The sequence below is a fragment of the Clostridium disporicum genome, assembly GCF_001405015.1.
Taxonomy (GTDB): domain Bacteria; phylum Bacillota; class Clostridia; order Clostridiales; family Clostridiaceae; genus Clostridium; species Clostridium disporicum_B.
This window is the reverse complement of the sequence record NZ_CYZX01000004.1, coordinates 12,144-28,284: the sequence shown is the minus strand read 5'-3', so window position 1 is coordinate 28,284 and position 16,141 is coordinate 12,144. Positions and strand designations below refer to the sequence as shown.

The following is a 16,141-nucleotide window of genomic DNA, read 5'->3' as shown; positions in this document are numbered from 1 at the left end:
TTGTCTTTTAAGAAAATTTATCTCCTCAAAAAGCTCCAGCATAATTTATATATGCTGGAGCTTTTTATTATTGTAACCTTATCTTTTAAACAAATTTTATATATAATTTACGCCATTACTAGATTGCCAAAATAAACTTGTGTCATATATAAAAGATAGCATGTAGTTTTAATTGTAAAATATATATCATTTATACAATCTTCATCTAATGAAAGATAGCTTTCTCTATTAATATTAAGCTCTTCTAAATAATCTCTATCTTCTTTCATATTATCTAAAACATTATCAAAAATCTCTTGTTTGTATCTTAAAATATTCTTTAGTTTTTTATGCAGTGTTACTTCATACATAAAATGCTTAGCCATATCTTTTCCATAGTACTCTTCTAAATGATATTTACAAAAGCAATCAGCAATATAATGAGCTATCCTTCCTAATGTAAAAGATATTTCATCTGTATTCATATTACCATTTTCTATTAGGTCATTATATTCCTTCATCTTTTCTTTAGATACTGTATAAGTATGTTTTATCTTATTTTTTCTTTTATGCAAATCTGGTTCAATACATCCATATAAAAACTTTCTTTTATTAAGCATTAAATCATATTTTTCATTACATAGATTAAAACAAAATTCTCCTATAATCAAATGTGTATTAATTAACATTTACATATCCCCTTCCCGCATAGCAGGTATTAAATTTCATTCTCTTTTTCTAGTAATAATATTATTATACACTATCTATTAAAAATATAATAAGGATTTTACCTGTATATTTGCCTTTATTATGAATTTTAAAATTTAATGTTTTATCTATAATTTTTTATTAATTTATTATAAAATATATAAATGTGTAAAAATAATAATAATTTAATAATATTTAGTATATAAGGAGATGTTCATTTTGGATACAACATTAACAAAAGAAGAACTTTCTAGAATATATGGTAAGATAAGTCCTTTTGAATTTAAAGACAAGCTTATTTCCGTAGCTAAAAAGAATAATAATAACATTTTAGATGCTGGTAGAGGTAATCCTAACTGGACTGCCGCAACTCCACGTGAAGCATTTTTTACTTTTGGTCAATTTGCTGTTCAAGAAACTAAAAGAACTTGGAATATATCTGATCTTGCTGGAATGGTTCAAAGAAATGGCATTGCAAAAAGATTTAAAGAATTTATAGAATCAAACAACTCTGCTCCTGGAATTGAGCTTTTAAAAGATATAATAAATTATGGTTCTAATGTTTTATATTTTGATAAAGATAACTTTATTTTTGAACTTACTGACGCAATTATAGGTGATAATTATCCATTTCCTGATAGAATGCTTACACATATCGAAAAGATTGTACATAACTACTTAATGAAGGAATTATGTCAAAATAAATCCTTTGAAAGCGAATTCGATGTTTTTGCAGTAGAGGGTGGAACTGCTGCTATGTGTTATATTTTCGATTCACTAGTTGCAAACTCACTTTTAAATCCTGGTGATAAAATTGCACTTATGACACCAATTTTTACTCCGTATTTAGAAATACCTCACTTACCAAACTATAACTTTGAAGTAGTTAATATTCATGCTAATGAAGTAGATTCAGAAGGTTATTCAACTTTCCAATTTCCTAAAAGCGAATTAGACAAGCTTAAAGATACAGATATTAAAGTAGTCTTCGTAGTAAATCCAAATAACCCTGCTTCAATAGCTTTAAGTGATGAATGTAAAGAAAATCTTATAGATATAGTAAATAATCATAATCCTAACCTTATGATTATTACTGATGATGTATACTGTACTTTTGTAGATAACTTTACTTCATTAATAGCAGATTTACCTTATAATACCTTAGCCGTATATTCTCTTTCTAAATACTTTGGTGTAACAGGATGGAGACTTGGTGCTATAATGCTAAATCAATATAATATATACAATAAGCTATTAAGCGAGCTTTCAAGCGAAACAAAAGCAAGACTTAATGAAAGATATACTCATTTATCTTTAAAGCCTGAAAGTCTTCCTTTTATTGATAGAATCGTTGCTGATAGTAGACAAGTTGCATTAAATCATACAGCAGGTCTTTCTACTCCACAGCAAGTTCAAATGGCATTTTTCTGTGCTTTTGCATTAATTGATACAGATAATAATTATAAAAGCTTAACAAAGGAAATATGTAAAAATCGTAAAAAATTATTATTTGATGGACTTGAAACGGAATTAAGAAATCAACCTCATGATGCTGCTTATTATACAGAACTTAACTTATTAGATTTAGCCCGTGAAAAATATGATAATGGCTTTGCAGAATATATAGAAGCAAACTATAGACCATTAGACATAATATACACTTTAGCTAATAACTTCTCTATAATATTATTAAATGGAGATGGATTTGCTTCATCTGAGTGGTCATTAAGAGTATCTTTAGCAAACCTTAATGATGACTCTTACTACATAATAGGTAGTTCGATAAATCAGATGTTAGATAATTTAGCAACTAAATATAATCTAATAAATTCAATAAACGTTTCTATTTAAATAAAATTCGAAGCACTTTAGTGAAAAGTTTGACTTCGTCAAAAGGGAAAAACTCATTGACGTTACAGTTAAAATGTTGCCTATGCAATAGTGAAAAGTATATATATTAACACCTTTCACTGCTACGATAGTAGCATTTTCACCTCGATGAAGTCGACTTTTCACTATGAAGCTTGCTTGTTGCTTTTATTGTATTACAACTTTCTATCTCTCTTCATTAAGTAGCTCTTTTAAGACTTCTAGCTTTACTTGAGTAAAAATACTATCTCTAAATGTATATATACATACAAGCTGTGAATGATTGAATATTTCAATATCAAGCTTATTATCTAATGTTGCATTTAGTTTATTTAAAAGTTCTTCATTTTCTTTAAGTCTTATATATACTCTTTCAGCAATCTTTTTCATATTATCACTATATCTTTTAAATACTGGATTATATTCTTCTAATAGCCTCATACCCTTATTTATAAAAAAATTTAATGTTGGCATTAAAATAGGATTATAAACTAATTTCCAATAGTTTTGAAGTTCAACATTATTAGATAAATCTACACAGTCAGCATATAATTCTTCTTCATAAACATTAATTTCTTCATCTTTTATATTAGCGATTTTTTTACTGAATTTATATTGCTCTATGCAGATTCTATCTATTTGCTCTGGGGCTAATAAATAAATTAATTTCTTAAGATAGCTTAAATTATTTTCTAGCTGTAATTTAAGTTCATTAGAAATCTTATCTAATAAGAAATTATGATATTCACTAGATTCTATATCTGTAAATGGTGCACATAATAATATTGATATCATTCTTGAATCTATATTAGGAAAATACTTTTCTAAAACTAAGTCATTCGATATTCTTTGCTTTTCTAATATATGTAAATGTATTTCTAGATTTTTAGGTGTTGCATTAGCCGGAATATCTTCAATTAACTGATAACTAGCTTGTAACTGTCTTATATTATCATACAAACTTTTTTTTAAATTGTTAATTTGCCTATGAATAAAGAAATTTGTCAGCGTTGGATATATAAATAAATCCTTAATATCTTGTATAGACATACCAATATTTCTAAGGGAAATGATAATTTGTAATTTTCTTAAATCTTCTTCTGAAAATTCGTAATACCCATTATCAATATTTTTAGTTGGCTCTATAAGTTCTTCCTTTATATAAAAATATACCGCTTTTTTACTTAATTTAGTCAATTCTAAAACTTTTTGTAATTTCAAAATTTTCCCCTCCAAAACAGTACCCTAAGGTAACACTTTTTGTATATGTTTTCTTAAATATTAACACTTTGTTAAAAAATAATCTATACTTTTCCTTGGATATGCCCTTATTTTGTCGCAAAAAAATATATTTGACATTCCTCTTAGGGTATCTGATAAGATTATTGTGAAATAAAAAACAATATTTTTTTAACGATTTAGGGGGAAATAAAAATGAAAAGAGCTTTATGTTTATTATTAACGTCTTTAGTTCTTGCTTCTACAGTTACTGGTTGTTCTAGTAATAGTAACGATGGAGCTACTAGCAAAGGTTCAAACAAATATACTCCAGGTGTTTATACTGCTACTACACAAGGAATGCATGGTTCTGAAATGGTAGTAGATGTAACTTTTGATGAAAGTTCAATAACAGATGTTAAAGTTGTAAGCCACGGAGAAACTTTTGGTATCGGATACGGAATGGAAACAACTCCAATTGAAACTATACCAAATAAAATAGTTGAAACTCAAAGTGTAGATCTTGATTCAGTTACAGGAGCGACTTTAACTACTACATTTATATTAAACGCTGTAAAAGATACAGTAGTTCAAGCTGGTGGAACTGTTGAAAACTTATCAGCAAAACCAGAAACTACTAAAGCTGAAGATCAAACTTATGATGTTGATGTTGTTGTAGTTGGTGCTGGTGTTGCAGGTATATCTGCAGCTATCGAAGCAGCAGCAAACGGAGCTGATGTTTTAATACTTGAAAAACAAGGTATAGTTGGAGGCGCTACTACTAGATCTGGTGGTAAGCTTATGGCTAACGGAACTGACATCCAAAAGGCTGAAGGAATCGAAGATTCAAATGAATTAATGTTTGACTACCTAAAAGAAGTAGGTGGCGATTTAATAGATGATGAAAAATTACACGGATTTGTTGATAACTCTTTAGACACATACAACTGGATGACAGATATGGGTGTTCAAGTTCAAGACGTTGAACCAATCCACTCTTCATTAACACCTTACAGAGTTCATAACACTCTTGGTGGTGGCGGTATGACTGATGGTCACGGTGGACAAATTATCGTTCCAATGATGAATAAGTACAACGAATTAGATGGTGATATACTTTACAACGTAACTGCTAACGAATTATTAACTAATGATAATAACGAAATCGTTGGTGTTAAAGGTTTAGCTAAAGATGGTAGCACAGTAACTGTTAATGCTAAATCAGTTATTATTGCAACTGGTGGTTATGCACAAAATAAAGAAATGATGGCTAGATATGCTGATTTCACAACTGGATATTCAACTCAAGTTCCTACAGGTAACGTTGGTGACGGTATAACAATGGCAGAAGCTGTTGGAGCTCAAATATTCAATAGTCCATCTACTCAAACTGTTTATGTAAGCTACACTTGCGGTGTTGGTATAAACGAAGAATCAGGTCTTATTGTTACTGAAGATGGTAAGAGATTTGTAAATGAATATACTTACCAATATCATGTTGGTGATGCAATGCGTAAAGAAAATAGTTCTTTAGGATACTATATTGCAACAAGCAATGATCCAACTCCTACAGTTCAATACGGAATGAGTTTAGAATCAACTGTAAGTGCTGATTCTATAGAAGAGTTAGCTAAACTAATCGAAGTTGATCCAGCTACATTACAAGCAACTGTTGATAGATACAATGAATTATGTGAAAAAGGTGTTGACGAAGATTTCGGAAAACCAGCTGATAAAATGTACCCAATCAAAGGCGAAAAATACTATGCTATAAAACTTAACCCAGCTGTTACAGTTACATTTGGTGGTATAGTTACAGACGTTGAATCAAGAGTTTTAGATGCTAACAACACTCCAATCAAAGGATTATACGCTGCTGGAGAAACTGCATTTGAAGGATTATTCGGTACTGAATACCCAGGATGTGGTGTTGCAATCTCTGCTGGTTCTTACTACGGAAGAGTTGCTGGTGAAAATGCAGCTAACGAAGCTAAAGCAAACTAATTAAATTGCCCTAAAAATATTTTCATTATAAAAAAACCACCTAGTTTTGGTATTATACCATTGCCTAGGTGGTTACTTTTATATTAACCTTAAGATATCTACTGGACTACTTTATTATTTCATATATATTCCTGCTAACTTCATCTCTTTATTAAATGATAATGTAAATGTAACCTTTTTATTATCATATTTAACATTTGTTATAGCAACTGCATATCCGTTCTTTTCAGCTAAAGTCATATTTAATATAGAATTAAACTCTCCTATATCTTTACTAAACCCTTCCCATGTTTCTTGTAGCTTATTATCTGGTAATGAAATTTTCAATTCATCACTACTATCTTCTAAAATCCCATCATAGTTTTTATCATTTAATTCATTAATTACCTCTTCAGCTGCTGCTTTAACTTCATCTTCATTATAAGCATCACTTAATTTTCCAGCGCTACAACTAACAAACATAAATAAGCATAAAATAATTGATAATACTTTAATAAACTTTTTCATTCTCTTCAACCCCTTTAAAATTATCAAATCTACCTTTAACCTTAATAGTGCCAAACAACAGTATAATCGCAAATACAATACATATTAGTTCAACCATATATATACTTGCTCCCGCCTGTTGTACTACTACAACTGTAGTGTCCACTACTCCATGGGCTAATATAGCCCAAAGTAAATATAAAGCTTTTTTCCCCTTATTTATTCCATACAATACAAGCATTGTAAATCCAATATGCATTATAATTGCTGATATTCTCTCTATCCCCCCATATAAAACCATAATACTGCTAGTTGAATCAAATATTCCTCTTACAGTCTCTTCACTTGCTCCAACTAATGATGAATTAAATGTTCCGTTATTCAAACTAAATATTACATATAAATTTTGTATACTTGATATTCCTGCAAATAGAATTGCTTCAATCCCTCCATGTCCTAATCCAAAAGCTATTCCATCATACCATCTCCTATTTTTCTTAAGTCCAATTTCAAAACCGATGAACCTTCCTACTTCCTCAAATATTCCTGCCGTTAACCCTAAAAATACAGCATACAATATTGGATTTAGTACTGACATATTATAAAACCAATCAGTTTTAGCTACCACTCCATTTAGAAGTGGTATTCTTAATACTACCTGAGAAACTAAAAATACCAATGCCCCTACTAAAAAAGGCTTTACAAATTGTTTTTTCTTTATTGCAAAATAAATTAATATCCCCAAAGGAATTCCAATAGATATAATTATATTTACAATAAAACATATTATTAGTGATAAATAATTCATCCCCCTCACCTCTCCCCCTTAATAAATATTATTCAAGTTTGGATTTACATACTACAAAATATATAAATAAGTTGTGAACTTTAACGAATAACATTTTTTATAAATTCTTCATAATATCTCTCTGTTTCTTCTTTGCTTGTCCCAGCTATAAAAATATATCCTTCATCCTTTACTTTAACCATGATATATGGATTCTTTTTATCATATATATACAGTCTACAATTTCCATAACCTTCTACATCAAAATATCCTATAGAGTATTTATCTGTAGCTGCTCCATTTGTTCTTATGTTCACCTTAATGCTATCTACCATCTTAACTTCTTCAATTTGATCTATATTAAAATCAAAGCCATAACTTGGAGTTTCAATTTTAACTACTTCATTATTAATAACTATCTTCATCTTGCTAAAATCTAAACGTAAAGTCATAATAGATATTCCAACTAATAATATAGCTACGAAAATATACATTCCGTAGAATATTCTTCTACCTTTTTTAGTCCCTAAGTTATACGTCATTTTATATCCCACTCTAGGTTCTACTATATATCTTCTATCATTAGGATTGTTATATATATCTCTAAACCAATATTCATCATTATCCACATAAATAGGATTATTACTTGTATTTATTAATCTATTTTGCTCTTCTGTTACTTTATTATTAATATAATAAATCCCTACAAATATAATTGTAGCAGGCACTATTGCTGATAATATAAGCAATATAGTGCTATTACTATTTAAAGTCATTGGTAAAAATATGAATAACATTCCTATACTTTGAACTGTAGCAGCAACAACAGTTCCCATTGTCCACATTCTCTTATAAATTAAGTTATAAGCTATATTAACCTTTGAATCTTCACTATAAATCTCTGTTGGTTTCTTACAATATACTCTATAAACTATTATAAATATTACAGTTCCAATAAATCCTGTTGATGCTGATATTAAAAGTCCAAAACTAAAATTTTTATTTATAACAACAATAGCTATTGGAATAAGAGATATGATTATACTCGGAATAAACCACAATGCTGAAACCGGCATTTTATCTTTAAGCCTTGTAACTTCCGTATCTATAGTCAAGAGTCTAGTTTGTGAAATGAACCATTTATTTTCTATCTTCAAAATTTTTAGTCTCTTATTATACTTATCAAATAATTTATAACTTAATAGTTCCATAAAAAATATCCATATAAACAAATATATCATTTTAAGTGATGGATACTTTATAAGAACAATAGGAAAAAATACTATAATACCTATTAAAGCAAATATCTTATTACCCTTTTTATATTCTTCTACAATCTGTAATACATCTTTATTTTTAATTTCAGAATAAGGTAAAGTTACTCCAAGCAAAACACCATTTTTAGCTTTCGTTGCCGTATTGTTTTCAAAATAAAATGCTATTAATGCCACTAAAATAGCTGATCCTAATATTAAATCAAATATCATATTCTACCCCTCATTACCCACTATCTTTAACCCATTCATATTATTAAAAATATCTTCACACATTTTCATAAATTCTTTATAATCAATTCCCTTAATAGCTGATTCAGCAATTATAAGTTCAAGTTCCTGCTCTACTTTTTCCTTAAACTCCTTACTAGTATCTAAAGCTGGATTAACTTTAGCTCCATGTCTTCTATCGATTTCAATATATCCTTCAGCTTTTAAAATATTATAGGCTTTATTTACTGTCATCATATTTACCCCAATATCATCAGCCATTTGTCTTACAGTAGGAAGACCTTGCCCTATTTCTAACTCCCCTCTTCCAATTCCCATCACTATCTGATTTCTAAGCTGAACATATATAGGAATACTACTTGTCATATCTAATTTTAAAATCAAAAACATCACCTATCCTTTGTATACTTTGTATTACTAATAGTAATACAAGGTATACAAACTTGTAAATATATTTCTCAATAATTTCCCAAAGAAATATACCTAATATATATATGAATTAATATTTATAATTTCATCTTCTTTCTATATATTATTTAAAAATAAAAAACTCTTTTATTTCTTTATATTGATATGATACATTATAAAATAACATAAATTTTATTATTAAATCACCTTAACCATTCGATATAAGTTGTGTGAAAAATATCTTTCTTCTTTTTCTAATTTATAATCTAACTTAGAATAAAATTTTATAAGACTCTTATCTTTTGCTAATAATGAACATCTTTCATACCCTTGTTCCTTAGCCATTTTCTCTGCTAAAATCATAAGGGATTTTCCGATACCTTTTCCTCTTACCTCTTCATTAGTTGCAAGATTAGCTACATATATTTCGTGTTCTCCACATTCGTCTAATCTAGAAGCTAAAATAATATCCTTTATAAATTTAATTTTTCTTATTACTCCTTTTATAGACAAAAATAATTTTATACTTGTAGTAATGTCTAGCCTTGGTATATCATCACTTTTTAATAATATTATAACTCCACAAGGTTTACCATCTAACTCAGCTACCTTTATATTCTTATAATAGTATCTTGATCCTTCTACCTTTACTAAATAACCAATCCTGTCTAGAATTTCCTCTTTACTGCCTTCACCCCATTCATGATGTGGATCATCTTCCGTAACATAAACTAGCTCGGCTATAATGGGGGCATCACATTCTGAGGCATCTCTTAAATTTAAGTTGTTCATAAATTATCCTTCCTTCTTTTTAATCTTTTATATTTGTTAATAGTATAGTCTTACTCAATCTTAAAATTAAGGCTTTATGGTCCAATAAGTTTGTACTTTTGTGTTATCTTTTTATTCTTATTTCTAAATATTATTAATATAAATGTACAAATACTAGATACCTTTAATCCACTTTATGGAATATTTTTTCACATTATATTGACTTTTGCTTATTATTAGTAGATAATTATTATTAATTAATAATAAAATTAAAGGAGGTTTTTATATGATTAACGGTTCTTGGAATGGTTTTAGAGAACTTATCTTAGTAGATAAAGTTGAAGTGTGCCCAGAAATAATTTCTTTCTATTTTAAATCAAAAGATGGTGGTAAACTTGTAAAGCATAAAGCAGGTCAATTTTTACCTTTTAAGATAAAAACTAATGACCCTAAATATAAAGATATTATTAGAACTTATAGTTTATCAATGTTTCCAAATGATGAACTATATAGAATTAGTGTTAAAAAAATTGACGGTGGTTTAATAAGTACTTATTTACATGAAAATCTTAAGGTTGGCGATTCAATAGAAGCTATGGTGCCAACTGGCTTATTCACAATAAGCAATTCTTCAAAAAATACTCCTCTAGTTTTAATATCTGCAGGAATTGGTATTACTCCTCTATTATCAATGCTATATGAAGAATCTTCTGCTAGAAATAATATTCATTTTATTCAAGCAGTTCAAAATTCCACAATTCATCCTTTTAAAGATGATATTGCTTCTATAGCAAAAGTACGAGGTATAAAAAATACTATTTTTTACTCTAAACCTTTAGAAAATGATAAACTAGGTATAGATTATGATTATTCAGGATATGTTAGCAAAGATTATTTGGAAAACAATGTAGATTTGAACTCTGATTTTTATTTCTGTGGTCCTCCTCCATTTATGAAAGCATTAGAAAATTCTTTATTAAAATTAGGAGTTCCGACTACTAGAATTCATTATGAACTTTTCTCCAATAAATAATATATTCTGCAAATAAAAAACTCCCAAATGGGAGTTCTTTATTTTCTAATAATTAATTTCACAAAATATTTTGCTACTTATTTTTTTATCTTTTTATTAATAATTTCTTTTAGTCCAATAAACTGTTCTTTATACTTTTTATGCTCTATATTGGGAAATGCTTTAAGTATCCTTCTTTGTAATATTGATCTAACGTTTAACTTTTTATATCTATCATAAATTTTTGTTAATTGATCTATTACATATGTTGATTCATTTTTATCTTTAAGCATTTTTATAACCTCTTCAAATTCATGCTCATTTAACTCTTTTAATTTAATATTCATACTCTTTAGCTCTATTAAAACTTGGATTAAGTCATTCAATTTTTTATTTAACTTAATCATAGCAATTAATGTAGTAATAAAATCTAATAAAAATATAATCATTGCTACACATGCTAAAACTACATTAACCATCTTTGGTATACTATTTACTACTGTAGTAATTCTAACATTTATTACTTCTATAAGCACTACTGACAATAATCCAAAAAGTGTTGAGTTTAAAAGACATACTCTACCATGAATATTAAATTTATGTTTAGAATAATCCCACCATTTTGTTTGGAATGCTGTCTCCAATATTACAGCAGTTATATACTCAACAACAGATGTAACTATCATCCCTAAGAAAAATATAGCAAAAATATCTCCTCTATATTTATTTAATAAAGCTATAACTAATAATGCCCCAAAACCATATACAGGACATACAGGTCCATTTAAAAATCCTCTATTAACAAATTTTCTATCAAGTATAGAGCAATATATAGTTTCACATATCCATCCTAAAAAACTATATATTAAAAAGTATAAAATAAATTTAATAAGTGTATACATACTAACAGCCCCCTCAAGTTAACATATTAATCCATTAACTGCCTAATATATTCTTATTATTAACTTTTTAATTTAATTCTTAATCAAATCACTTTAAAAGAAAAAACTCCCCTTTAGGGAGTTTCTCTATAATTTTACTGTTACTAAAGGAAACACGCTACTCAAATACGTTTGAATGAGTAAGTTCGCCTTGCCAAATCTAAGATTTGGAGGCTCACTTACGCTTCTACTTCTTCGAATTGGCTATTGTATAGATTTGCGTAGAATCCTTTCTTAGCTAATAACTCCTCGTGGTTTCCTTGCTCTACAATGTCTCCATCTTTCATAACAAGGATTAAGTCAGCATCTCTAATTGTAGATAATCTATGAGCAATTATAAAACTTGTTCTACCATGCATTAAATTATCCATAGCTTTTTGAATTAATACTTCTGTACGAGTATCAACTGAGCTTGTAGCTTCATCAAGTATTAATATCTTCGGATCTGCTAAAATAGCTCTAGCAATAGTTAATAATTGCTTTTGACCCTGTGATACGTTACTTGCTTCTTCATTAAGAACCATATTATATCCATCTGGTAATGTCTTAACAAATCTATGAACATGAGCAGCCTTAGCTGCTTCTATTACTTCCTCATCAGTAGCATCTAATTTACTATAACGGATATTTTCCATTATTGAACCATTAAATAGCCAAGTATCTTGAAGCACCATACCAAATAAACTTCTTAACTCTCCACGATTAAACTCTCTGATATCATGACCATCTATTAAAATTGCGCCATCATTTACGTCATAGAATCTCATTAACAATTTAACTATTGTAGTCTTACCAGCACCTGTAGGTCCAACTATAGCTACTCTTTGTCCTGGCTTAATCTTAGCATTAAAGTCATTTATTATAATCTTATCTTCATTATATCCAAAATGAACATGCTCAAAGTCAACTTTTCCTTCTATTTCTTCAGTTGAAACTGGAGATACAGGATCCTTAGTTTCTTCTTCTTCATCTAAGAATTCAAATACTCTTTCAGCAGCAGCTGCTGTTGATTGAAGTACATTTGCTATCTGAGCTGTTTGCGCTATTGGTTGGTTAAAACTTCTTATATATTGAATAAAAGCTTGAATATCTCCAACCTCTATTCTATTTTTAATAGTCAACCATCCACCTAATATAGAAACTACTACATATCCTAAATTACCAATAAAGCTCATAATAGGCATCATCATTCCTGATAAAAACTGAGATTTCCAAGCACTGTTATATAATTCTTCATTTAATTCGTCAAATTCTCTTATAGCACGTTCTTCTCCATTAAATGCTTTCATTATATTATGTCCTGAATATATTTCTTCTACCTGCCCATTAACGCTACCTAAAAACTTTTGTTGGTCTTTAAAATATTTTTGTGACTTCTTAACTACTCCAACTATAAGCCCTACTGATAGTGGCATTATAAGAAGTGCTACTAATGTCATAGTTCCACTTATTGATAGCATCATTATAAGTACACCAATAAGAGTTGTTATAGAAGTTAATATTTGTGATAAGCTTTGATTTAAAGTTTGGCTTACTGTATCAACATCATTAGTAACTCTTGATAAAACTTCACCATGAGTCTTTGTATCAAAATACTTAAGTGGCATTCTATTAATCTTTTCAGATATATCTTTTCTCATATTATAAGATACTTTTTGAGATACACCTGTCATAATAAAGCTTTGTATAAATGAGAATAAAGCACTTATTAAGTATAAACCTAATAGTAAAAGTATTGTTCTACCTATAGAAGTAAAATCAATTCCTCCACCTGTTATTCCCTGAACCTTTTCCATAAGTCCTGTAAAAATCTCTGTTGTAACATTTCCTAATATTTTAGGTCCAACTATTGAAAATGTAGCTGACGCAACAGCAAATATAAATACAAATATTATAGATAAAGAATATGGCTTAAGATAACTTAAAAGCTTTTTCATTGTACCTTTAAAATCTTTAGCTTTTTCAACTTTTCTCATTCCATGTCCACCCATTGGACCTTTTTTATGATTACTCATTCTCTAGCTCCTCCTTTGAAAGTTGTGATAAAGCTATTTGCTTGTAAACTTCACAGTTTTTCATAAGCTCGCTATGAGTTCCTTTTCCTACTACTTTTCCTTCATCAAGTACAATAATTTGTTCTGCATTCATAATTGTACTAATTCTTTGTGCAACTATAAGCATTGTACTTCCAGATATCTCACTCTTAAGAGCTTTTCTTAAAGTTGCATCAGTTTTAAAGTCTAGAGCTGAAAAACTATCGTCAAATATAAATATTTCTGGACTCTTAGCTAGAGCACGAGCAATAGATAATCTTTGTTTTTGCCCACCTGAAACGTTAGTACCACCTTGAGCTATTTCAGTTTCAAATCCTTTTTCTTTGCTTGAAATAAACTCCATAGCTTGTGCAATATTTGCAGCTTTAACCATTCCCTCTTCAGATAAATTTTCATCTCCATACTTTAAGTTGCTTTCTATAGTTCCAGAGAAAAGCATTCCTTTTTGAGGGACATATCCAATTTTGTCTCTTAAATCATGTTGACTTACTTCTTTTATATTTGTTCCATCAATAAGTATTTCACCTTCAGTTGCATCATAGAAACGAGGTATTAGATTAATAAGAGTTGATTTACCACTTCCTGTACTTCCTATAAAAGCAGTAGTTTCTCCTGGCTTTGCAATAAAACTTATATTTTCTAATACATTTTCTTCTGCACCTGGATATCTGAAGCTTACATTCTTAAATTCTACTATACCTTTTTGATCTTCATTAAAGCTCTTAGGATTTTCTATATCCTTAATAGAAACATCTGCTGATAATACTTCTGCTATACGTTGTACTGATGCAGCAGCTCTTGGTAGGATAACTGAAATCATAGAAATCATTAAAAATGCCATTATAATTTGCATTGTATATTGAATAAATGCCATCATATCTCCAACTTGAAGCAATCCATCATTTATTCTATGAGCTCCTATCCATACTATTAATAATGAAATAGAATTCATTATCAACATCATAATTGGCATCATCATAGATGTAATTCTAGTAACAAAAAGATTTGTTTTTGTTAAGTCTCTATTTGCATTATCAAATTTCTTTTCCTCGTACTTTTGAGTACTAAACGCTCTAATTACAAGCATACCAGTTAAAGATTCTCTAGTTACAAGGTTAACTTTATCTACAAGTTTTTGAACAACCTTAAACTTAGGCATAGCTAATCCAAATAAAACTGAAACTACTGTTAATAGTGATAAAACAGCTATTCCAATAATCCAACCCATATTAGTTCTAGTTCCAATAACCTTTAAAATTCCTCCTGCTCCTAATATAGGTGCATAAAATACAACTCTTATTAGCATTACTACAAGCGTTTGTATCTGTTGAATATCATTAGTACTTCTTGTAATAAGTGATGCTGTTGAGAAATGGTCAAATTCATTATTTGAGAATCCAACAACACTTGTAAATACATCTTTTCTTAAATTTTTTCCTAATGCTGCTGCAATTCTAGCTGCTATAAATCCTACTATAACTGTAGCTATCATACTGATTAATGCTATTCCTAACATCTTAGCTCCAGCTATAATAATGTAGTTTGATTGTAATTTATCTGTATTTATTCCTATAGCATTATATTCAGATTTTATATATGTAGTTGCTGCTTGAGTAATCATGCTATCTGATACAGCTGATATCTTTTCATCAACTTGAGACAACATACTATCTAATTGTTCTTTAGGCATCATTGATAACATTTGAAATACATCTGTTCCTTCAGGCATCTGGCTTAATGCTCCAGTAATCTGATTTGAATCTGTATTATTTCCTGCCATATTATTAAGCATAGATTCATTTCCTTGGTTTTCAAACATCATAGTTACCATTATAGCTTTTCCCATAACAGTATTTAAATTTTTTATATCCTCTTTATTCTTTGTATCTAACTTATAAAGATTTTCATTTGCTAACTCAGGATATTTTTTTACATACTTATCATATTCATCTACTGATAAAGTACTTTTATCTAATAAATTATAGCTATCCTTAAATAAACTTTTATCTTCATCTTTAATGAAAATTAATAATTTATCAAATTCAGAAGCTCTTATTATTTCTGGTACTGCATTGTCTACCCCACCTTGTTGAATACCAACATTAACTATATTACTCATATAATCTGGAAGAGAAAGATCACAGATAGCTTGAACAAAAAGCAATACAAAAGAAATAAATATTGCTCCAACAAAAGGCTTTAAGTGCTTTATAATCTTCTTCATTTACTCTATCTCCTTTACAAACTATTTTTTAACATAAAATAATTATATTTTTATAACTATTATATGTCAATAACTTTTATGGAAATATAATTATATTTTTATAATAGTTATATTTCTATAACTATTTTCTTGTATATTTTTATCAATTGAATTATAATAATACTAAAGAATTCTC

At 28.6% G+C, this 16,141-nt stretch carries 13 protein-coding genes; 3 read left to right on the top strand and 10 right to left on the bottom strand.

All coding sequences use genetic code 11. The features are described from left to right. Positions 1-107: 107 nt before the first annotated feature. Positions 108-668, bottom strand: coding sequence for a zinc dependent phospholipase C family protein (locus tag ARA56_RS03425; protein WP_055263981.1), 561 nt, complete (start codon positions 666-668; stop codon positions 108-110). A gap of 235 nt (positions 669-903) precedes the next feature. Between ARA56_RS03425 and aspD the strand changes: the two genes are divergently transcribed. Beyond that, positions 904-2,538 (top strand): aspartate 4-decarboxylase, encoded by a 1,635-nt coding sequence (aspD, locus tag ARA56_RS03420; RefSeq protein WP_055264294.1) that lies wholly within the window; start codon positions 904-906, stop codon positions 2,536-2,538. Between the two features lie 204 nt (positions 2,539-2,742). Here the strand turns inward: aspD and ARA56_RS03415 are convergent, their stop codons facing one another. After that, positions 2,743-3,777: a MerR family transcriptional regulator gene (locus ARA56_RS03415; RefSeq protein ID WP_055263979.1), complete on the bottom strand. Its 1,035-nt coding sequence runs from the start codon at positions 3,775-3,777 to the stop codon at positions 2,743-2,745. 213 nt (positions 3,778-3,990) lie between these two features. Here ARA56_RS03415 and ARA56_RS03410 point away from each other — a divergent pair, with 213 nt between their 5' ends. After that, the gene (locus tag ARA56_RS03410) at positions 3,991-5,778 is read left to right on the top strand and encodes an FAD-dependent oxidoreductase (RefSeq protein WP_055263977.1); all 1,788 of its coding nucleotides are present in this window, start codon (positions 3,991-3,993) and stop codon (positions 5,776-5,778) included. A gap of 114 nt (positions 5,779-5,892) precedes the next feature. Here ARA56_RS03410 and ARA56_RS03405 read toward each other — a convergent pair whose 3' ends face one another. The 5 genes from ARA56_RS03405 to ARA56_RS03385 all read right to left on the bottom strand — a co-directional run bounded on the left by ARA56_RS03405 (position 5,893) and on the right by ARA56_RS03385 (position 9,756). Then, the gene (locus tag ARA56_RS03405; RefSeq protein WP_055263974.1) at positions 5,893-6,285 is read right to left on the bottom strand and encodes a DUF3887 domain-containing protein; all 393 of its coding nucleotides are present in this window, start codon (positions 6,283-6,285) and stop codon (positions 5,893-5,895) included. Next, a complete protein-coding gene (locus tag ARA56_RS03400; RefSeq protein WP_055263972.1) occupies positions 6,269-7,072 on the bottom strand; it encodes a YhfC family intramembrane metalloprotease in 804 nt (267 codons plus the stop codon). The genes ARA56_RS03405 and ARA56_RS03400 overlap by 17 nt, the downstream gene beginning before the upstream one ends. An 80-nt stretch (positions 7,073-7,152) precedes the next feature. Next, positions 7,153-8,538, bottom strand: coding sequence for a PH domain-containing protein (locus tag ARA56_RS03395; protein ID WP_055263970.1), 1,386 nt, complete (start codon positions 8,536-8,538; stop codon positions 7,153-7,155). A 3-nt stretch (positions 8,539-8,541) separates the two neighbouring features. Next, a complete protein-coding gene (locus ARA56_RS03390) occupies positions 8,542-8,940 on the bottom strand; it encodes a GntR family transcriptional regulator (protein WP_055263968.1) in 399 nt (132 codons plus the stop codon). A 222-nt stretch (positions 8,941-9,162) separates the two neighbouring features. Beyond that, complete coding sequence (locus ARA56_RS03385) at positions 9,163-9,756, bottom strand: GNAT family N-acetyltransferase (RefSeq protein ID WP_055263966.1); 594 nt, start codon at positions 9,754-9,756, stop codon at positions 9,163-9,165. Positions 9,757-10,021: 265 nt separating this feature from the next. On the opposite strand from ARA56_RS03385, the gene ARA56_RS03380 reads away from it, so the two are divergent. Then, positions 10,022-10,768 (top strand): FAD-binding oxidoreductase, encoded by a 747-nt coding sequence (locus ARA56_RS03380; RefSeq protein ID WP_055263964.1) that lies wholly within the window; start codon positions 10,022-10,024, stop codon positions 10,766-10,768. 77 nt (positions 10,769-10,845) lie between these two features. On the opposite strand, the gene ARA56_RS03375 is transcribed toward ARA56_RS03380, so the two are convergent. The 3 genes from ARA56_RS03375 to ARA56_RS03365 all read right to left on the bottom strand — a co-directional run bounded on the left by ARA56_RS03375 (position 10,846) and on the right by ARA56_RS03365 (position 15,966). Continuing rightward, a complete protein-coding gene (locus ARA56_RS03375) occupies positions 10,846-11,649 on the bottom strand; it encodes a putative ABC transporter permease (RefSeq protein WP_055263962.1) in 804 nt (267 codons plus the stop codon). Between the two features lie 218 nt (positions 11,650-11,867). Next, the gene (locus tag ARA56_RS03370; protein ID WP_055263960.1) at positions 11,868-13,703 is read right to left on the bottom strand and encodes an ABC transporter ATP-binding protein; all 1,836 of its coding nucleotides are present in this window, start codon (positions 13,701-13,703) and stop codon (positions 11,868-11,870) included. After that, positions 13,696-15,966: an ABC transporter ATP-binding protein gene (locus ARA56_RS03365; RefSeq protein ID WP_055263958.1), complete on the bottom strand. Its 2,271-nt coding sequence runs from the start codon at positions 15,964-15,966 to the stop codon at positions 13,696-13,698. Before ARA56_RS03365 ends, ARA56_RS03370 begins: the two co-directional genes overlap by 8 nt. Between the last annotated feature and the right edge of the window lie 175 nt (positions 15,967-16,141).